Here is an 18,417-nt window from a genome sequence, read left to right as displayed (position 1 = left end):
ATTATAGATGTCGAATGCCCTTGACTAACCCCTGACAAACACCAGCCAGAAAATCCAAATCCAAAGTCTCAATCCTATCGCTTTCTCGATGATAATGCGGATTTCGCATATTAGCAGTATCAGTCACCATAATAGCCGGATAACCATTATCCCAAAAAGGAACATGATCGCTGCGGCGAGTATCGGGGACAATTAAACCTCGATTCGGCACTGGTAGCCACTCGCAGGGCTGACCCGATTTGCGAATTTTGCCACTCAAATTAATCAAATCGGGAACCGTCCCCAAAGTGCCAATTAAAGCAATAAAATTACCACTATTTGGATAAAAATATTTCAAGCCAGCGGGATAGCTTTGAGAATTAGGATTATGGTTGCAATAACCCAACATTTCCAAAGAAATCATTAACCGGATTGACTCTTGCTGTTGCTTGTATTTAGCTGCATGATGACTGCTTCCCAAACAACCGTATTCTTCCATATCGAAGGCGACTAATTGCACTGGATATTTGAGCGGCGCAGATGCTATATCCCTTGCGAGTTCAAGCAAAACAGCAACACCAGTAGCATTATCATCGGCCCCAGGTGATCCGGGTACAGTATCGTAATGAGCACCAATTACGATCGGCGGCAACCTCTTCTTAATCGCCCGATCTAAGGGGGGTAAATCCAAGATAAAATTGTGATGAATTCGCCCGCGCACCGAAAAATCGTCAATTTCTACAGTTCCCCAATGTGCCAACTGTTCGCGGATGTATTGCTGAGTATAAAAATGTCCTTCGGATGCGAGGTATGGGTTGCGATCGCGTACAATTTGAATCAGATGGCTGTGCAAGCGTTCTTTGAGATTCATGCGATCGGAGATACAATGAGTACACTAAGATTATATGGGATTAAATTATGATTGGAGAAGTCAGAATCGAAAATTATAAGTCCATTCAAAAGCTGAAGCTAGAATTCGGACGAGTAACTGTATTGATCGGTGAAAATGGCTGCGGCAAGAGTAATATCCTAGAGGCGATCGCCCTTGCTTCTGCTGCGGCTGATGACAAGCTGGATAACGAGTTTTTAGCTTCTCGGGGCATCAGAGTTACAGAACCTCAATTGATGCGATCGGCTTTTGAAATCAAAAATTTGGTTAAAGATATTGAAATCGATATCAAAGGAAATGATGAAGAAAAATTTAGTTGTATTTTACATAATGATAACTCTCCATATTCTCAGTGGGTTAGTAAAAAAAAGGATATAGTTACTAACAGTTCTATAGATAATGTTTTTTCAAAATTGGGAACCACAGAAGATGTTATGTCGATAGAGAATTCACAACAAGAAGCATCTAAAAATCCCAAAGAAGAACCATTAAAAATAAAACTACAAGAAACTTTAAAAGCAATGTTAAAGGCAATACCACCAGAAATTTTATTACGTTCTATTAACTTATCTTTTAAAGAATTTTATGATTCTTCTAAATTATTCTCATCATTAATTAAATTTACCATTTACTCTCCTGAAAATCTAGCCTTACGAACTTTTGAAAAAGAAGGGCAAATTCAACCATTAGGCATTAATGGAGAAGGCTTGTTTAAACTATTAAAAGTTTTGAATTCAGATAACCAGGAGCAGCTTAATGAAATCAAGAAAAAACTGCAATTGATAGATTGGTTTCAAGATTTTGAAGCTCCTCCAAATTTATCAAGTATTCAAAACTCTCTCCAAATTAAAGATAGATACTTAGATCCCGATTTAGCTTACTTCGATCAAAGAAGTTCTAATGAAGGGTTTTTGTTTTTGCTTTTTTACTTTGCTTTATTTATTAGCGATCTCACTCCTAAATTTTTTGCAATAGATAACATTGATGCTTCCCTCAACCCCAGATTGTGTCGCCGATTAATGCAAGAATTAGTCGAATTAGCCAAAAAACAGGACAAACAAGTTATATTCACAACCCACAACCCTGCAGTTTTGGACGGTTTAGATTTAGATGATGATGAACAGCGGCTGTTTGTGATCTACCGCAACCAATTAGGGCATACTAAAGCTAGACGCATTCTCAAACCTGAACCTCTCGAAGGACAGGAACCTGTAAAATTATCCGAGGCTTTTTTGAGGGGCTATATCGGAGGACTTCCTAAGAATTTTTAATATGATTAGTTTTGGATTAATTACTGAGGGATTGACTGACCAGATTGTGATTGAAAATATTTTAGCAGGATATTTCAAGAATCCCGATCTAAATATTAGACCGCTTCAACCAGAAAGAGATAAAGATGATGAAAACAAATATAAAGGTTATGGTAGTTGGAGTCAAGTTTTTGCTTATTGCCGTTTAAGAGATTTTCAAGAGTCGTTTCAATTTAATGACTATATCATTATCCAAATAGATACGGATGTTTCACAAGAGTATGGTATCCCACAGCAAGATGAAAATGGTGAATTTACTCCTGAAAAGTTGATTGAAAAAGTGATAGAAAAGTTCAAAGAGGAAATTGGCGAAGATTTCTATGGTAAATATCAACAGCGAATAATTTGGGCTATATCAGTACACTCTATTGAGTGTTGGTTGTTGCCACTTTATTATAAAGACAATAAAAAATCTAACTTCAAGAATTGTTTACGTGCGTTAAATAAGCAGCTTGATAAAAAACATGGTTTTACAATTGACGCTAAAAAGCCTCAATATTATCGGGAAATTTCCGAAAAATATAGAAAGAATAGAGATTTGATGGCTTGTTACCAACACAATCCCAGTTTGAAAAGTTTTGTAGTAGATATTGAGAGCAAGAAAATTGTTATTCCTTTAGAAGACGAGTGGTAAATTTAGGCAATTTTGCCTAAACTTTTCCACCTGCTACACTTCTGATTCCAGTTCGCTAACCCGCAACTGCACGGGTAATTCTACAGAATTCAACTCAGACGACTCTAACAATCCTGTTGCTTCAACTTCTGCACTCGCTTCACCCTGCCGCACTTTTCGCAATTTCTCACCCAAAGTATCCCGCTGGTTAATTAAATAAATACTAACCAAAGTCAGCCCAACTCCCATCGATTGTAGCGGATTGAGCACTTCGCCCAAGAACAAATTGCCGAACAGCAAAGCAAATACAGGCGTAAGAAAGGTAAGAGAACTTAAACTTGTTAGACTGCCACTCGAAGCAAAATAAAAGAATAAACCGTAGGCTATCGCACTTCCGAACACAGTAGAATAACCTAACGCCATCCAGCCCGAAAAATCGATATTCACAAACTGTTCAGACTCAGTTGCAGCCGAAATTGCCAACAGCGGCAAACCGCCCAAAATCATGTGCCAACCAGTCGCCACCACCGGGTCAACATAACGACAAACCCAGCGCACCAAAACCGTACCCACAGCCATCGACAAAGCAGCCAACAGCATCAACCATTCTCCACCCTGAAACAACTGTTCGATACCCGCAGAAACCTGCGCGTTTTCAGGATGAAAAAGCCCCAAAATCCAGCCATCGGGCAACCCGATCAAACTGATGCCCGCAACGCCAATAACTAATCCCAACCAGCCCCAAAAACCTATTTTTTCTTGAAACAGCCACAAACACAAAATCGCCACTGCTAGTGGTTGAGAATCAATCATCACCGAACCCAAACCCGCACCGGTTCTCGCCAAACCTTCGGCTAAAAAGCCTTGAAACAAAGTAGCGTCAACCAAAGCAAACAGCGAAATCCACAGCCAAGCTTTCCAACCCTGCGGCTGCGGTTTTCCCATGAATGCCGCCGCCAGCAGCACCAACGCACCCGCAGGTACTAAACGCACGAATGCCACAAACAGCGGCGTTGTGTGCGGCATCACCCCCTTCATCGCTACCATCGCGGTTCCCCACAGGAAAAACGGCGCAATTAGCAACAGCGGGGCAAAAGGCAGTTTTGAATCGGTAAGCTTTAGCTGCATGGGGATGGCTCCAGATAATTGATGAGATTGATTCTCGTGGGGATGATGTAGTTTTGTTAAGCAATTTTTACAATTATATATTGGTGTTGAGTTAAATGCGATCGCACAAATCTTGATCGGCCATTAGGAATAGGCAAGATGCCTGTTCTACAAAATCAAGGTGGAACAGGCATCTTGCCTGTTGCGAACAATCTGGAACGGGCTCTTCGTTCTGTTGCGAACACAGGCACAACATCTACCCCGATGAATAAGGCACACTATAAGAAGTTAGCTACAAAAATCCGTAACATTGCCTGTACACTGCCCATGATTTGGCCATTCAAGCCCCGCTACCGCAAACAAATCGCCCGTATCGAAATCACCGGAGCCATTGCCGGAGAAACCCGTAAACGAGTGCTAGAAGCTCTCAAAACCGTTGAAGAACGCAAATTTCCAGCCTTGCTGCTGCGGATAGACAGCCCCGGCGGCACTGTCGGCGATTCCCAGGAAATTTACAGCGCCCTGAAGCGTTTGCGCGAAAAAGTCAAAATTGTTGCCAGTTTCGGCAATATTTCAGCTTCTGGCGGAGTTTACATCGGCATGGGAGCCGAGCATATAGTTGCCAATCCGGGTACAATTACCGGCAGCATTGGCGTGATTATCCGGGGCAACAATTTAGAACGGCTGTTAGAAAAAGTAGGCGTTTCTTTTCAGGTGATTAAATCGGGGCCGTATAAAGATATCTTGGCATTCGATCGCGAATTGACCGATCCTGAACAGCAAATTCTGCAAGACTTGATCGACACCAGCTACCAGCAATTCGTGGAAACCGTTGCGGAAGCCCGGAACTTGGGTGTTGAGAAAGTGAAAAGTTTTGCCGACGGTCGGGTTTTTACCGGTCAGCAAGCCTTAGAATTGGGTTTGGTCGATCGACTGGGAACAGAAGAGGACGCCCGCCGCCTTGCCGCCGAACTCGCAGGCCTCGACCCGGAAAAAACCGAGTCTTGCACCCTAGAAAAACAAAAACCTTTCCTAAATCGCGTCTTGGGGAGTAGTCTGGATATATCCGGGCTTTCAGCTTACAATAATGTGCTGGAATTCGAGCTTTCTACTAGCGGTTTGCCGCTGTGGATGTATCGCCCGTGATTAAATAAATTAGTCATTGGTCAGGAGTCAGTAGTAATTAGTTACCCCCTGGATGATTTGGCGATTGAAATCTGTTGACCTCACACTCAAATGTGGCGCTTCGCCCGTCATAAGCGCTTCGCGCTGGCTTCGCCTACGAGTTTGAGGTTAAACTACATAAACAAAGTCCACTCCTAGTGGACTAAAAAATAAACTGGGTATTTAAGCCTAATTTAGTATAACTACTGATTAGTGACTAATAACTACTGACTAATGACTAATGACCGATGACAACTAACAAAAAATGGAGGAAATTGGCGTGGAGTGGCAAGTGCGAGCGATTCGTGGGGCAACTACTGCTAGTGATAATTCGGTCGCCGCAATTCGAGAAGCGGTGAGAGAATTGTTAGATGAATTAGAAGCAAAAAATGATATAAATCCAGAATTAATTATTAGTGCTACGTTTTCTGCAACTCGTGATTTAGATGCTGTGTTTCCGGCCGCGATCGCCCGCGAACGTCCCCACTGGTGTAATGTTCCTTTGTTGGACGTACAGCAAATGCACGTTGAGGGTGCTTTGGAACGCTGCATTCGGTTTTTAATTCACGTCAATTGGCCGGCACACGTTGAAATTTATCATCCTTATTTGCGGGGAGCTCAAAATTTGCGCCCCGATAGGAATTTAGCGGTGGCGGTGTCTGGGGAAAAATAATAGATTCACTTTGGGCTTGATTTAAAAGTTAACTCACCATTACAGGTGGGTTGATTTTTTACAGGACTTGATACAGTACAAAACCTGCCTTGGGAATATATCGTTAAAAGCTTTTATTATAAAAAAAAACCGGCTTCTCAAAGAAACCGGGTTTTTTGTCAATCAGACGCTTTCTTGTGATGCAGCCTAATCCCTAAAAAGATGTCATATATAAAATTCCAAAAGTCCTTTTTCCCTTCCAATATTCCCAAACTTTGAGGGGAACCTTTCTCATCCAACAGCGGCTTCACAGCCTCATAAGCAGGCTTGTAATTGTACCAAGGAATCGAAGGCCACAAATGATGGATCAGATGATAATTCTGCCCCAAAATCAAGATATTTAGAATAGGACTAGGATATACTCTGGCATTTTTCCAACGATCGCGATCGTGAAATGGACGGTGCGGCAAATAATCAAAAAATAACCCCAAGGCCAACCCCACCACCAAAGCCGGAGAAAACCAAAAATTCAGCACGTAATCTAAATGGCCGTATTGAATCGAGATATACACGATCGCAATCACAAACAAACGGCTGAGAAACCATTCCAATAATTCGTATTTCCGCCACAGTTTGCGCTTAAAAAAGAAAATCTCGTGGTAAAAAAACCTCGCAGCAATCAACCACAAAGGCCCGCCCGTCGAAACATAATGGTCTGGATCGTTATCTGGGTCATTAACGTGGGCGTGATGCTGCATATGTACGCGCGTAAACACGGGGAATGCAAAACCCAACATCAGCGCGCTACCGTGTCCCAAAATAGCATTAACTGTGCGATCGCGATGGGCCGCATTGTGAGACGCATCGTGAATCACAGTTCCAGCCATGTGCAACGCCAACACATTCAGCGAAAAACAGCACCACTGCGGCCATCCCCAGCACCAGAAACCCAAGTTAGAAATCACGAGAATCGCTACTGCACTCAAAAATAGCAGCAGTGTCGGATTAAAGTCACCGGGAGGACTCAGAAACTCTTTCGGCACTGTCAGCGGCCGTCCTGCCTCCGACATCTTTGTTAAGACTCCTTAATATTTCACACTTGCGTAGTATAAGATACAAGCCAGACAATAGTAAAGTTTTATGAAAGAACTGAGTTCGATCGCCAGAAACTAGCCTCTGCACAAACAGGAAAGTATTGCTGTTGTACAAGGATACCAGTCCTAGATTAGCCAAAAGGGCTGAGCAGACTACATAAAATAAATGGGTATGTCTGTATTTATGTCAAGCCTGAGAGCGGAAAAATTTGCAAAAAAGAGCGCTCCCGAAGAAAAAATTACCGATGGGTAAAAAGTCAGATATTCTATATATTGTTCAATACCTGCTTTTTTGACGACTATCAAAATTTTTAAGAGTTGAGACTAGCGTCATTGCTTGTAGTGCAAAGATGAAACGTTAGCCGAAATTTAAACAAGAAATCCACCTGCCTCCCCAGAACACCGCTGATGCAATTGCCAAAAGCCCTACGCCGGACTAAAATCGTCGCCACCATTGGCCCAGCAACTTCGGACCCACAAGTGCTGCGTCAGCTCATAGAAGCCGGTGCCACAACTTTGCGACTCAACTTTTCCCACGGAACAGAAGAAGACCACCAGCGCAGCATTCGCTTAATCCGGCAAACGTCCTTTGAACTCAACCAGCCGGTCGCCATCCTCCAAGACCTCCAAGGCCCGAAAATTCGTTTAGGGCGCTTTGAGACAGGCTCTATTGTTGTCAAAAACGGCGATCCTTTTATTCTCACCAGCCGCCAGGTTCCCGGCACCGAACTCATTTCTTCGGTCACCTACGATCCCCTAGCAGACGAAGTTCCAGAGGGAGCACTGATTCTGCTCGACGACGGGAAAGTGGAAATGCGCGTCGAAAAAGTAGACCGCGCGGCGCGGGAATTGTACTGCCGCGTCGTCGTCGGCGGGCCGCTTTCTAACAACAAAGGCGTGAATTTTCCGGGAGTTTACCTGTCGATTAAGGCGCTGACTGATAAAGACCGCAAAGATTTAATGTTCGGCCTCGACCAAGGTGTCGATTGGGTGGCTCTGAGCTTTGTGCGGAATCCCCAGGATATGCTCGAAATTAAAGAGCTGATAGCCAGTGCGGGCAAGCAAGTACCGGTGATTGCCAAGATCGAAAAGCACGAGGCGATCGAACAAATGGAGGAAATTCTCACCCTTTGCAACGGCGTGATGGTCGCCCGCGGCGATTTGGGAGTGGAACTACCTGCCGAAGACGTGCCGATTTTGCAAAAGCGGCTGATTGCTACCTCCAACCGCCTGGGCATTCCGGTAATTACCGCTACCCAGATGCTCGACAGCATGGTAAGTAATCCCCGTCCTACCCGCGCCGAGATTTCCGACGTGGCCAACGCGATTCTCGACGGAACTGATGCGGTGATGCTCTCAAATGAAACTGCTGTCGGCAAGTTTCCCGTCGAAGCGGTGGCGACGATGGCGAGAATTGCGGTGCGGATGGAGAGGGAAGGAATTAAGCGGAATATTAGGAATGTAGAAGATATTGGTCGATCGATCCCCAACGGTATCAGCCAAGCAGTCAGCCAAATCTCCGAACAGTTGAACGCCGCTGCCATCATGACGCTGACCAAAACCGGCGCCACAGCCCGAAATGTCTCGAAGTTCAGACCCAAAACTCCGATTTTGGCAGTTACTCCTCACGTAGACGTAGCCCGACAACTGCAATTAGTATGGGGAGTAAAACCATTGCTGGTGCTGGATTTACCCTCCACAGGTCAGACATTTCACTCTGCCATGACAGTCGCCCAGGAAAAAGAGTTAGTGTGCGACGGAGATTTAGTGGTGATGACCGCGGGTACTCTGCAAGGGGTCGCCGGATCGACGGATTTGATCAAAGTTGAAGTAGTGACAGCAGTTTTAGGCAAAGGCACCGGTGTCGGTTTGGGATCGGTGAGTGGCCTGGCCAGGGTTGCTCGCACTGCTGCGGATGTAGGCAATTTCCACGCTGGAGAAATTTTAGTAGTGGAACACACCAGCGTCGCTTTTGTGGAGATGATTCGGAAAGCCGCAGGCGTGGTGACGGAGGAGGATAGTTTGACTTCTCACGCCGCGATTATCGGTTTGCGGTTGGGCGTGCCGGTGATGGTGGGCGTAAAGAATGCCACGCGCGTAATTCGGGACGGAACTATGCTGACGCTGGATATGCAGCGGGGTTTAGTTTATTCCGGGGCCAGAGGCGGCTCAACTGACACGGAAGTGACCGTTTAACTGTTGGTGAGCTAGGAGTTGTGGAGTTTTGAATTAAATTCTACAACTCCTTGCTTTTTTCGCTTAGGTTATGCTATAATTCAAAATTGTCTGTGCCGATGTAGCTCAGGGGTAGAGTATTCGATTCGTAATCGAACGGTCGTGGGTTCAAATCCCACCATCGGCTTTGGGTTTCAGCGATTTTTAACACTACGCATTGATGGGGTTGCTATCAAACTGTAGCAAAACGCAGTTTAACTGCTCAAAAATGCTCTCGGCAAAGTAGCCGAGAGCATTTTTATTTGCCCTAAATCCTTGTGTGGTGGAGATGGTGAATTTTTTAAATCAACAGTTAAACCTGAGTTCGTGAAAATGGCGATCGTCATGAACCGAGTTAATCACCTGGCAGTAACAAGTTCGAGCCACAAAATGCGTGAATGGCGATCGCGTGCCTCAGCCAATCATCGCGCAAAAATATGGTAAAATTGCGATCGAAGCGTCACACTCTGTTGAACATTCAGCAGCCCATGCAAAAAGCATCTGAGATGAGAGTAGAAAACTTAGATTATCTCGGCTTAGTAGCAGGTCTAATTGATCGCCTAGGAATCTCCCAAAAAATCGGTAGTCCTGCATAGTCAGTATAATTAGGGGTTTTATTTTATAGATAAACTGGCGTTATACTCATGAATAAAATACCAAATAGATCCAATGTGATTGGAGAGTGTTTTAGAAAATTAAAGAGTTTTTTTGACCCTACGAGATATTCTTTCTCTCATCGTATTATTAAATCTTTCTACAGAGTTTGTCAGACCCCTATCCTTTGCTACTAATCTGTGTCTTTTTTCAGGAAAAAGTCTCCCATAAGCACGCCAAAACTGTGTAGAAATTACAGCACATTGACGATATGCTGCGAGCAATGCTGTATCCTTACGGGAAGCTTTTTTAGATTGGTATTAGTTCCGATCGCACAATTTCCACTGCAAAAACGCGAGCAAACTCAGCGACAAGGATCGATCGCACTTGATCGACCTCAATTCCCGGGATAAACTGCTCTAAACTCCCAACAGGTCGATCGGGAATCCCGCAAGGTACAATTTGCCCAAAACCTGCAAGATCCGGGCAAACATTTAAAGCAAAACCGTGCATCGTAATCCAGCGGCTGACTTTAATGCCGATCGCACCTACCTTGCACCCATCCACCCAAACCCCAGTCATACCGGGAACCCGCGAACCCTTCAACCCCAAAACTTCCAGCACCCCCAGCAGCACTTCCTCCAACTGCCGCAAATACCAGTGCAAATCTTGTTGGTGACGGCGCAAATTTAAAATCGGATAGCCCACCAATTGGCCCGGACAATGGTAAGTCACCTCGCCGCCCCGCTCAACTCGGTGCAGTTCCGGCCCAGTTTGACTTGGGTCAAATTTCAGAAATTCCAACTTCGCGCCCTGTCCCAAAGTGTAAACCGGCGGATGTTCCAGCAAAATCAGGACATCTGGCAAATCAGGATTTTCTCGGCGTTCTTGCACGAGTTTTTGCTGGATTTCCCAAGCTTGGGAGTAGGACACTTGTCCCCAATCGAGGAGCAAGCAGGGTTGTTCATTTAGCTGTTGAGGGATGAGAGGAGAAATCATGAAAAAAATCAAGAGTGTATTTACGGAATATTGGGGCAGCTTAAATCAAGAATTGTCAACATATAATAAAAGATTTGGAAGATAAGTGTTTTCCAGAATACATAGTGCTACTGTATAAAATATACCCAAGTAAAAGAAGGGAGGGAGCTCTATGAAGCTTGTTATCCAGGGTAAAAATATAGAAATCACCGATGCGATTCGCGAGTACGTCAATCAAAAGGTTGAAAAGGCAGTTAGCCATTTTCAAACTTTGACTACAGAAGTGGACATACATCTATCGGTGGCTCGTAACCCCAGGATCAATCCTAAGCAGACTGCTGAGGTGACAATTTATGCTAACGGCAGCGTGATTCGGGCTGAGGAAAGCACGGAAAGCCTGTATGCCAGCATCGATTTGGTTGCCGACAAGATAGCTCGTCAACTGCGGAAATTTAAGGAAAAACGCCACGACAACAAGACCCACAGTAGTGTTAAAACGGTTACGGCAGTTGAAGAACATCCTGTAGTAGCGGATCTGATTGGCGATCGAACTCCCGAACTTCCTGCTGAGGTGGTGCGGACTAAGTATTTTGCCATGCCTCCAATGACTGTGCAAGAAGCTTTGGAACAATTGCAGATTATCGATCACGATTTCTATATGTTCCGTAATGCGGAAACAGGCGAAATTAACGTACTCTACGAACGCAAGAGTCACGGCGGCTATGGAGTTATTCAACCGCGCCACAGCAACGGTAACGGTAATAGCAAAAATGGCAAAACTGCCGAAAGCGCTACATCTGAAAAATCGAGTGTTGCAAAAAGCTAGATAATTGCTGAGTGCTAATTGTTAATGGCTGCCAGCCATTAGCAAAAAAGGACTAAAGTCCTTACTACGAACCACGAGTTTTTAGTAAGGACTTTAGTCCTTTCTTGGTTTTTTAAGATAATGATTCGTAGTCAGGACTTGGGTGATATTTCCTAGAGAAAACGGATGAACAATTATGCTATTGGAGTTAAGACAATTAAAGATTCAGCCGGGTCAGCAATTACTGGTTGAGGATGTTAACTGGCAACAATTTGAAAGTATTTTGGCGGAATTAGGAGAACGTCGTGCTTCCCGACTTTCCTATAGTAACGGACGGTTAGAAATTATGGTTCCTCTGCCCGAACATGAAAAAGCCAAAGAAATTATTGGCGACATGGTAAAAATTTTGTTGGAAACACGACAAATAGCATTTGAGTCGTTAGGTTCGACAACGTTGAAAAATGAACGCATGAGTCAGGCTGTCGAACCGGATACCTGTTTTTACATTCAAAATCAAGCAGCGGTTATCGGTAAAAATCGCCTCGATATGAGTGTTGATCCGCCCCCAGACTTAGCTGTAGAAATTGATCTCACCTCTCGCACGCAGTTGGATAATTATCAAATTCTAGGAGTGCCGGAACTTTGGCGATACGCACGGCGAGGGCTACAAATCAACGTTTTGCAAGCCGAACAATATATTAAGTCTGATGTTAGTCCCACTTTCCCCAATATCCCCATTGTCGAACTGGTGAATCACTACACTCAGCAGAGTCAAGTTTCTGGCAGAACCCCCGCTATTCAAGCTTTTAAAAAGTGGGTACGGGAAAACCTCTAGTCTTAGAATTTCCGTTCTCACTAAAAACCCTTAGTTCGTAGTCAGGAATTGAGTTTTTTCTTGTTTTTTAGACAATGAGGACTTTCCTCCTCACTACAAACAAAATATTTAAGCAACTCCATCTAACTTTTGATGGTTTCTAAAGTTTTGAGTGCTTCTGCAACGTGTGCTTTGAAGTCTAACATCGAGTCAAAAATATGCTTGACAACGCCTTCTTTGTCAATGACATAAGTTACTCTACCGGGCATAATCCACAGTGTAGGTGGAACTCCATATAATTGCCGAACCTTGTTTCTAGTATCGCTCAGCAGTGTAAAGGGTAGCTGATATTTGGTTGCAAATTGTTGGTGCGATTGTTGCGAATCTTCGCTAATTCCTATGACTTCTGCACCTGCGTCTTTGAAGACTTCGTAACTATCTCGAAAAGCGCAAGCTTGGGTTGTGCATCCGGGTGTGTCATCTTTGGGGTAAAAGTAGACTATGACGTTTTTTTTTCCTTTAAAATCTTTGAGGCTGACTGATGTGCCAGTTTGAGATGGTAAGGTAAAATCGGGTGCGGTGTCTCCTACTTTGACTGTCATGTTTTTTAACTGAGTAACTCTGTTTGCTTGAAATTTTAACTTTTGTTATTGTACAGTTTTTTTGACCAATTGTTGGCAGTTGCGATCGTCCGATTCGGTATCATCCCATTTTTGCTTTCTCGCACTGCTAAAAAAAAACCGTTTTTACCAAATCTAGATGCAGCCGACGATTCGCAGTTACGCGGATTAATTCGAGAGGCTTTTTTGAACCGCACATCCACGGGGATTAACGAAGATTCTGATTAACAATGGGAGGGGCGGCGCTGAAGCCTTACTACAAACTTAATTGTTATCTGCCTTTGGTTAAATTTTTTAATTCCCGCCAGATGGGAGGAATTTGACCGGAGTGTGTGCGGGGCTGGGTGAGGATTCCTTGAGTGGGACTGAACAGCAATGATAGCACAAAGAATCCCGATGCAACTAAAACTATTGCGGGGCCGGATGGTAAGTTATAAAAGTAACTGAGATACATTCCGCTAATGCTGGAAATAACTCCGATTATTGCGCCTAAAATCATTACTTGGTGCAGGCGAGTGACTAGGAGATAGGCGGTACTTGCAGGTGTAATTAATAGGGACAATACTAGCACTACGCCAACGGCTTTAAGGCTGGCAACTATTGTGAGGGCTATGAGTACCATCAGTCCGAAGTTGAGCAGGTTTACTGGCAAACCTGTTGCTTGCGCTCCTAATGGATCGAATGTGTAAAATAGCAGTTCTTTGTAAAACAATACTACAACTAATAAGACTACGGCGACTATGACGGCTGTGTCGATCGCATCTTCAGCAGTAACGCCGAGGATATTGCCGAAAAGAAAGTGGTTGAGGTCGATTTTGTTGTCTTTTTGGACGATCGTAATTAAGGTGATGCCGAGGGCGAAGAATGCCGAAAATACGATGCCCATTGCCGCGTCTTCTTTGATTGTCGATCGAGCTTTGATCCAAGCTATGATTACTGTACTCAAAACTCCCGCAATGAAGGCGCCGATAAAGATGTTTGCTCCCAGGATAAATGCGACCGCCAATCCGGGCAAAACCGAGTGGCTGATGGCGTCTCCGAGCAAGGCCAGCCGCTGTACCATTAGGTAGCTGCCGACGATCGCGCAGACGATGCCGACGAGAATGGCAATTACGAGCGATCGCTGCATGAATCCGTACTGCAACGGCTCAATTAAGGTTTGTATCATAAAATTATCAAATCACAGTTAACTAATGACTAACAACCAAAGCAACCCGGTTCGATCTGAGACGTTGCACCATTCTCAATAAGCTTTTTAGGAACAGGCATCTTGCCTGTTCCACAAAGAGTGAATTTTCTTGTGGAACAGGCATCTTGCCTGTTAAGCGAGAATAGTGCAAGATGTGAGTTTGATCCGAGATTTATCGTTGCCCAATTCAAGATTATCAAAAAAACCGGGTTCAAGAGTGTAACTCCTAGATTAATGACCAAGAATTTCTTGATGGTACCCGCCACGTGATTTATCCGTGGAATCAATCCAAAATCGAAAATCGAAAATCCTCAAACCCCCGCATTTATCCGTGGGGTCAATCTAAAATCTAAAATCTAAAATCTAAAATCGATTGACTGCTGGCTAATTAAGCTGCTTGTCCGGCAAAGAACATTACTTGTCCGTCGTAGGCGCGGTAAAGGTTTTCTTGCGTTAGCACTTCTTGACGGGAACCAGCGGCAATCAATTCTGTATTTAGCAAAATTAAATCGTCAAAATTGGTGATTGATTCGCCTAAGTCGTGGTTGACTACTAAGACGGTTTTTCCGGCATTTGCTAGCTGGTGGAAGATGTCGAAAATGATATTTTGAGTTTTTTGGTCAACGCCGACAAACGGCTCGTCAAAGCAGAAAATAGCGGCTTCTTGGGCTAATGCTCTAGCTAGAAATACTCGCTGTTGCTGTCCGCCGGAAAGTTGTCCGATCGGTCTGTCTTTGTAAGCACTCATGCCTACTCTTTCTAAAGCATCGGCAGCGGTGCGGCGGCTAGCTGCCGAGAAGCGGCGAAACCATCCGGCTTTTCTGACTCTTCCCATCATCACCACATCCCAAACGGTGGCGGGATAGTTCCAGTCAATTTGCGACCGCTGCGGCACGTAGGCTACTGTTTCGAGTCGATCGGCGATCGCTTTTTCGCCACAGGTAACAGTGCCGCGATCTGCGGAAATTAAGCCCAACATTGCTTTGATCAGCGTGCTTTTGCCGGCACCGTTGGGGCCAATAATACCCGTCAGCCTTCCCGGTTTGACGGAAAGATTAATATCTCTGAGTGCCTCTACCGTGCGGTAGTTTACTGCTAAGTGCTTAACAGCGATAATTTCTGTGTCGGTAGCCGTGTCTGGGAGGTGGCAAACCATTTGAGACCACGGAGTCTCGTTGGGGAAGGCGGCGGTATTCATTGCGGTGACTCTATCTCCTTTTTGTTAAGTTTACTGTAAAAATGAAAAGAATATGAAATCCTCGGTCAATAGGAATAATCTGGAACGCAGGAGAGGTACATAATGCGACAGTGCAAGCTCGAAACCCCTCAAACCATAGGTTTTGTGGCGAAAATGTCAAGTAGGTTAAAACTTATATCTTCTACCATTCTCAATAAGTCTGGGACGGGCGGGCAGGATGCCCAACCCCTAGTCCCCACAAGAAAACTCACTCTTTGTGGAACAGGCATCTTGCCTGTTCTTGAGAATGGTGGAAGATATCCGTTAAAACTGATATATTCCACCATTCTCAACGATCGCGATCGGGGCGGGCTATTGGCCCATCCCACCAGAATATTGAATCCTTGTGAAACAGGCATCTTGCCTGTGGTGGAGAAGAGTGCAAAATGTCAGTTAAAACCGACGGCAATTCTGAAGCAATCCTATAAAGGAGAGTTTAGCCGTGAGTCGGGGATTGAAACCGCCACCCCTGGATTGAACAAGTCCAAGGTATTTTTGATTAGAACTATTGCCTGCGGCATTTTGACTGTGGGTTTATTTAGTTGCGCTCAAACCCAGGGCGATCGCCTCTCTCCAGAGGCAGATGCTAAACCCAAGGTAGTTGCTAGCAGCACAATTATTGAGGATTTGACCGATCGAGTAGCGGGTGGCGAAGTTCAGCTAACAGGAATTTTGCAGCCGGGAACCGATCCTCACGTTTACGAACCGGTGCCAAAAAATTCTCAAGCTTTAGAAAAAGCTAACTTAATTTTGTATAACGGTTACAATTTGGAACCGGGATTAATTAGGATGATGAATGCCGCCGGAATTAAGGCGCGGAAATTAGCAGTGGGGGAAGTTGTCAAGCCTTTGCTACTGAATAAAGAAGGCAATACCGTACCCGATCCGCACGTTTGGGGAAATGTCGAAAATGTAATTCAAATGGTGGAAGCGATTCGGGATGCGCTAATCGAGGTGTCGCCGGAAGATCGGGAGAAGTTTACCCAGAATGCTGTGAAACTTACTCAAGAGTTAAAACGTTTGGATAGTTGGATCGAACAAGAGATTAAAACAATCCCCGAAAATAAGCGCGCATTAGTAACAACTCACGATGCTTTTCAATATTACAGCCGCGCCTACGGATTGGGAAGTGCGGGCAGTTTGATCGGGATTAGTACGGAGGAACAGCCGAGTGCTCAAACCGTGCAAAAGTTAGTAGAATCGGTGAAAGCTGCCGGAGTTCCTGCTATTTTTGCCGAGACTACAATTAACCCGCAACTGATTAGAACAGTGGCGGAGGAAGCGGGGGTGAAGTTGGCGGCGCAGCAACTTTATTCGGATTCGATTGGGGCGCCCGGAAGCGAGGGCGATTCTTATGTGAAAATGATGTCGGCTAATACTCGCGCCATCGTCGAAGCTTTGGGGGGGAAATACACGCCGTTGGAAGTTAGCAAGTAGCAAGTAGGGTGCCCCGGAAGAGTTTTATTTCCTCTGCGGGGTGACAGCTAGCTGATAGCCGTTTCAAACAAGAATGCAACTGTAGGTAAACTCCAAACCCCGATAGTCATCCTTGATTCCCAATCTAAAATCTAAAATCTAAAATCTAAAATTGTATGACGCACCCTACAAGTTTCAGTTTACTGATATTTGGTGGCGAATTTCTGGTGAGACTGCTGCGAATCATCGCTAATCCCAATTACTTCTGCACCTGAGTCTTTGAAAACTTCGTAGCTATCTCGAAAAGCGCAAGCTTGTGTTGTGCATCCGGGGGAGTCGTCTTTAGAATAGAAGTAGACGATAACATTTTTTTGCCCCCGGAAATCTTTGAGGCTGACTGATGAGTCAGCTTGAGATGTTAAGGTAAAATCGGGTGCGGTTTCTCCTACTTTGAGAGTCATATTTTTTATTTCCAGAACAAAATCCAATACAGATCTTTTGCGAAGGTCTCTCTATTCTATTCCTCTGCGTCCTCTGCGCCTCTGCGGTTCATCAGACATAATCTTCAAGTTCATCGGTGACAATGGGGCGCAGCCGAATTGCCGTCGGGTGCAGCGCCTTGTTAGATTTCTTTAAGTTTTTTCTGTAGCTCGTCGCTATCATCAAAAACAGACTGAACCTCTGCCGGTGTAAAACCCAACACCTGAAGCAAGTGAAGTTGGAAAATTGCTTCCATCTTGAGGCAGAGCAACCATAAATCTCTGCCACTTGCTGCTTTTGACTCTAAGGATTCGTCGTAATGGGTTAGATAGTTTCGCGTATCTACAATAGTGTTTATTAATTTCTTTCGTTCCTTGCTTGTTCCAATGAATTCCTTAAATGGCTCAATGATGTTCTTTATTCTGTCACGAAGATTCAGTTCATTTCCGTGCTGGAGCCTACCGGATAGCCACTTTTGGTTTTCCTCTGGGCATTGCTTGATTAGGTTTTCAGTAAGTTCTTTAAAAACGGCCTCGTCCATCAATTTTTTATTCGAGGTTCTACGATGGTAAGTTTCAAGCCCCTGAGCTAGTGCTAAGAACTTGCCCTCAAAGTATTTGTACGCTCCTGTCTTTTTGGAGAAGTAAAGATTCAATGCTGGGTCAATCTCCTCATAAGCATCAAACCAGTTATTAACTATGCGTTCTGCATCCTCTCGAATTTGGTCAAATCTAAATAACATTCGATGCCACTCTATTTTGGGTTCAATTTCCGTATAAGGCTGGCTTGCATAGTAAAGTGATATAGAAGCTGGCACGGTTTTATTGTTACCAACATCTTGGCGTATTGCTTCGGAGGTTGCATACACCTGGTCTAAACAGACGGTTTTATCTATAGCAAAACCGAGGAGGGTAGTAATTTTATAAGCTGCTGAGGTAAAGTCGTTTAGTGGGCGTTCCTGTTCGGAGACAAGCTTAAAATATGTCTTTTGTGTTATTTTTGCCTCTGTTGTATGCGGAACCCCAGGGAAGGTGCAAGAAAATGTGATCAATAGGTTCATCCCGTTATTGAGATTCAGCGAGCTCTCTTCTGGTGGTAAGTATGTTAAGCTGTTGCACATTTAAACTGTGATACAAGCATTGCCCTTATTTTTGATTTTGCGACCCCATTTAATTATTAATTGCGCTTCATTTAAGAGGCGGTGCAATAAATACTCTAGCTCTTCAATAGATGTAAAAAGTCGATTGGCAATATATTCTTTT

18 protein-coding genes, 1 tRNA gene and 3 pseudogenes are annotated in these 18,417 nt (G+C 44.4%); 11 read left to right on the top strand and 11 right to left on the bottom strand.

What is annotated here, in order from left to right:
* Position 1: 1 nt before the first annotated feature.
* Positions 2–850, bottom strand: coding sequence for a M20/M25/M40 family metallo-hydrolase (locus QUA04_RS00110; protein ID WP_333252603.1), 849 nt, complete (start codon positions 848–850; stop codon positions 2–4).
* A gap of 47 nt (positions 851–897) precedes the next feature.
* Between QUA04_RS00110 and QUA04_RS00105 the strand changes: the two genes are divergently transcribed.
* Together QUA04_RS00105 and QUA04_RS00100 are read left to right on the top strand one after the other, a co-directional pair.
* Entirely contained in the window at positions 898–2,139 is a 1,242-nt protein-coding gene (locus tag QUA04_RS00105) for an AAA family ATPase (protein WP_333252601.1), read from the top strand.
* A gap of 1 nt (position 2,140) precedes the next feature.
* Positions 2,141–2,812, top strand: a complete 672-nt coding sequence (locus QUA04_RS00100; protein ID WP_333252599.1) for a phage tail protein — start codon at positions 2,141–2,143, stop codon at positions 2,810–2,812.
* 33 nt (positions 2,813–2,845) lie between these two features.
* On the opposite strand, the gene QUA04_RS00095 is transcribed toward QUA04_RS00100, so the two are convergent.
* A complete protein-coding gene (locus tag QUA04_RS00095) occupies positions 2,846–3,919 on the bottom strand; it encodes a DMT family transporter (protein WP_333252597.1) in 1,074 nt (357 codons plus the stop codon).
* Between the two features lie 306 nt (positions 3,920–4,225).
* Between QUA04_RS00095 and sppA the strand changes: the two genes are divergently transcribed.
* Both sppA and aroH read left to right on the top strand, forming a co-directional pair.
* Entirely contained in the window at positions 4,226–5,044 is an 819-nt protein-coding gene (gene sppA, locus QUA04_RS00090; protein WP_333135812.1) for a signal peptide peptidase SppA, read from the top strand.
* 283 nt (positions 5,045–5,327) lie between these two features.
* Positions 5,328–5,735, top strand: a complete 408-nt coding sequence (gene aroH, locus QUA04_RS00085; protein WP_333252594.1) for a chorismate mutase — start codon at positions 5,328–5,330, stop codon at positions 5,733–5,735.
* Between the two features lie 158 nt (positions 5,736–5,893).
* Here the strand turns inward: aroH and crtR are convergent, their stop codons facing one another.
* Entirely contained in the window at positions 5,894–6,784 is an 891-nt protein-coding gene (gene crtR, locus QUA04_RS00080) for a beta-carotene hydroxylase (protein WP_333252592.1), read from the bottom strand.
* Between the two features lie 432 nt (positions 6,785–7,216).
* Between crtR and pyk the strand changes: the two genes are divergently transcribed.
* The 3 genes from pyk (at position 7,217) to QUA04_RS00065 (ending at position 9,618) form a co-directional block, all read left to right on the top strand.
* A complete protein-coding gene (gene pyk / locus QUA04_RS00075; RefSeq protein WP_333252590.1) occupies positions 7,217–9,004 on the top strand; it encodes a pyruvate kinase in 1,788 nt (595 codons plus the stop codon).
* Positions 9,005–9,098: 94 nt separating this feature from the next.
* Positions 9,099–9,170, top strand: a tRNA-Thr gene (locus QUA04_RS00070).
* A gap of 250 nt (positions 9,171–9,420) precedes the next feature.
* Positions 9,421–9,618 carry a hypothetical protein gene (locus tag QUA04_RS00065; RefSeq protein ID WP_333252588.1) on the top strand — a complete coding sequence of 66 codons (198 nt, stop codon included), beginning with the start codon at positions 9,421–9,423 and terminating at the stop codon, positions 9,616–9,618.
* An 18-nt stretch (positions 9,619–9,636) separates the two neighbouring features.
* Here the strand turns inward: QUA04_RS00065 and QUA04_RS00060 are convergent.
* A pseudogene (locus tag QUA04_RS00060) lies at positions 9,637–9,903 on the bottom strand (IS1 family transposase); the annotation flags it as partial.
* Between the two features lie 22 nt (positions 9,904–9,925).
* Complete coding sequence (gene lipB / locus QUA04_RS00055) at positions 9,926–10,615, bottom strand: lipoyl(octanoyl) transferase LipB (RefSeq protein WP_333252586.1); 690 nt, start codon at positions 10,613–10,615, stop codon at positions 9,926–9,928.
* Between the two features lie 151 nt (positions 10,616–10,766).
* Between lipB and hpf the strand changes: the two genes are divergently transcribed.
* Both hpf and QUA04_RS00045 read left to right on the top strand, forming a co-directional pair.
* Positions 10,767–11,420, top strand: coding sequence for a ribosome hibernation-promoting factor, HPF/YfiA family (gene hpf / locus QUA04_RS00050; protein ID WP_333252584.1), 654 nt, complete (start codon positions 10,767–10,769; stop codon positions 11,418–11,420).
* 175 nt (positions 11,421–11,595) lie between these two features.
* Positions 11,596–12,234, top strand: a complete 639-nt coding sequence (locus QUA04_RS00045; RefSeq protein WP_333252582.1) for a Uma2 family endonuclease — start codon at positions 11,596–11,598, stop codon at positions 12,232–12,234.
* A gap of 122 nt (positions 12,235–12,356) precedes the next feature.
* On the opposite strand, the gene QUA04_RS00040 is transcribed toward QUA04_RS00045, so the two are convergent.
* Positions 12,357–12,815 carry a peroxiredoxin gene (locus QUA04_RS00040; protein ID WP_333252580.1) on the bottom strand — a complete coding sequence of 153 codons (459 nt, stop codon included), beginning with the start codon at positions 12,813–12,815 and terminating at the stop codon, positions 12,357–12,359.
* Between the two features lie 42 nt (positions 12,816–12,857).
* Here QUA04_RS00040 and QUA04_RS00035 point away from each other — a divergent pair, with 42 nt between their 5' ends.
* Positions 12,858–13,061: a hypothetical protein gene (locus QUA04_RS00035; protein WP_333252578.1), complete on the top strand. Its 204-nt coding sequence runs from the start codon at positions 12,858–12,860 to the stop codon at positions 13,059–13,061.
* Between the two features lie 43 nt (positions 13,062–13,104).
* On the opposite strand, the gene QUA04_RS00030 is transcribed toward QUA04_RS00035, so the two are convergent.
* The gene (locus tag QUA04_RS00030; protein WP_333252576.1) at positions 13,105–14,001 is read right to left on the bottom strand and encodes a metal ABC transporter permease; all 897 of its coding nucleotides are present in this window, start codon (positions 13,999–14,001) and stop codon (positions 13,105–13,107) included.
* A 409-nt stretch (positions 14,002–14,410) separates the two neighbouring features.
* A complete protein-coding gene (locus QUA04_RS00025) occupies positions 14,411–15,220 on the bottom strand; it encodes a metal ABC transporter ATP-binding protein (RefSeq protein ID WP_333252574.1) in 810 nt (269 codons plus the stop codon).
* Between the two features lie 102 nt (positions 15,221–15,322).
* Between QUA04_RS00025 and QUA04_RS00020 the strand changes: the two genes are divergently transcribed.
* Positions 15,323–16,696, top strand: coding sequence for a metal ABC transporter substrate-binding protein (locus QUA04_RS00020; RefSeq protein ID WP_445242266.1), 1,374 nt, complete (start codon positions 15,323–15,325; stop codon positions 16,694–16,696).
* 185 nt (positions 16,697–16,881) lie between these two features.
* Here the strand turns inward: QUA04_RS00020 and QUA04_RS00015 are convergent.
* The 3 genes and pseudogenes from QUA04_RS00015 to QUA04_RS00005 form a co-directional block, all read right to left on the bottom strand.
* Positions 16,882–17,136 (bottom strand): annotated as a pseudogene (locus tag QUA04_RS00015) (peroxiredoxin); the annotation flags it as partial.
* 161 nt (positions 17,137–17,297) lie between these two features.
* Positions 17,298–18,275, bottom strand: coding sequence for a HEPN domain-containing protein (locus QUA04_RS00010; RefSeq protein ID WP_333252572.1), 978 nt, complete (start codon positions 18,273–18,275; stop codon positions 17,298–17,300).
* Positions 18,276–18,417 (bottom strand): annotated as a pseudogene (locus tag QUA04_RS00005) (IS630 family transposase); the annotation flags it as partial. It abuts the gene before it with no gap.

Source organism: Microcoleus sp. S13_C5 (genome assembly GCF_036700845.1).
Taxonomy (GTDB): Bacteria; Cyanobacteriota; Cyanobacteriia; order Cyanobacteriales; family Microcoleaceae; genus Microcoleus.
Note: the sequence above shows the minus strand (reverse complement) of the source record. Positions and strands in the feature narration are given on the sequence as shown.

What these genes read in the sequence shown, in the direction of transcription:
- QUA04_RS00110 (WP_333252603.1), bottom strand. Translation starts at nt 850, where the DNA reads ATGAATCTCAAAGAACGCTTGCACAGCCATCTGATTCAAATTGTACGC.
- QUA04_RS00105 (WP_333252601.1), top strand. Translation starts at nt 898, where the DNA reads ATGATTGGAGAAGTCAGAATCGAAAATTATAAGTCCATTCAAAAGCTG.
- QUA04_RS00100 (WP_333252599.1), top strand. Translation starts at nt 2,141, where the DNA reads ATGATTAGTTTTGGATTAATTACTGAGGGATTGACTGACCAGATTGTG.
- QUA04_RS00095 (WP_333252597.1), bottom strand. Translation starts at nt 3,919, where the DNA reads ATGCAGCTAAAGCTTACCGATTCAAAACTGCCTTTTGCCCCGCTGTTG.
- sppA (WP_333135812.1), top strand. Translation starts at nt 4,226, where the DNA reads ATGATTTGGCCATTCAAGCCCCGCTACCGCAAACAAATCGCCCGTATC.
- aroH (WP_333252594.1), top strand. Translation starts at nt 5,328, where the DNA reads ATGGAGGAAATTGGCGTGGAGTGGCAAGTGCGAGCGATTCGTGGGGCA.
- crtR (WP_333252592.1), bottom strand. Translation starts at nt 6,784, where the DNA reads ATGTCGGAGGCAGGACGGCCGCTGACAGTGCCGAAAGAGTTTCTGAGT.
- pyk (WP_333252590.1), top strand. Translation starts at nt 7,217, where the DNA reads ATGCAATTGCCAAAAGCCCTACGCCGGACTAAAATCGTCGCCACCATT.
- QUA04_RS00065 (WP_333252588.1), top strand. Translation starts at nt 9,421, where the DNA reads ATGGCGATCGCGTGCCTCAGCCAATCATCGCGCAAAAATATGGTAAAA.
- lipB (WP_333252586.1), bottom strand. Translation starts at nt 10,615, where the DNA reads ATGATTTCTCCTCTCATCCCTCAACAGCTAAATGAACAACCCTGCTTG.
- hpf (WP_333252584.1), top strand. Translation starts at nt 10,767, where the DNA reads ATGAAGCTTGTTATCCAGGGTAAAAATATAGAAATCACCGATGCGATT.
- QUA04_RS00045 (WP_333252582.1), top strand. Translation starts at nt 11,596, where the DNA reads ATGCTATTGGAGTTAAGACAATTAAAGATTCAGCCGGGTCAGCAATTA.
- QUA04_RS00040 (WP_333252580.1), bottom strand. Translation starts at nt 12,815, where the DNA reads ATGACAGTCAAAGTAGGAGACACCGCACCCGATTTTACCTTACCATCT.
- QUA04_RS00030 (WP_333252576.1), bottom strand. Translation starts at nt 14,001, where the DNA reads ATGATACAAACCTTAATTGAGCCGTTGCAGTACGGATTCATGCAGCGA.
- QUA04_RS00025 (WP_333252574.1), bottom strand. Translation starts at nt 15,220, where the DNA reads ATGAATACCGCCGCCTTCCCCAACGAGACTCCGTGGTCTCAAATGGTT.
- QUA04_RS00020 (WP_445242266.1), top strand. Translation starts at nt 15,323, where the DNA reads ATGCGACAGTGCAAGCTCGAAACCCCTCAAACCATAGGTTTTGTGGCG.
- QUA04_RS00010 (WP_333252572.1), bottom strand. Translation starts at nt 18,275, where the DNA reads ATGTGCAACAGCTTAACATACTTACCACCAGAAGAGAGCTCGCTGAAT.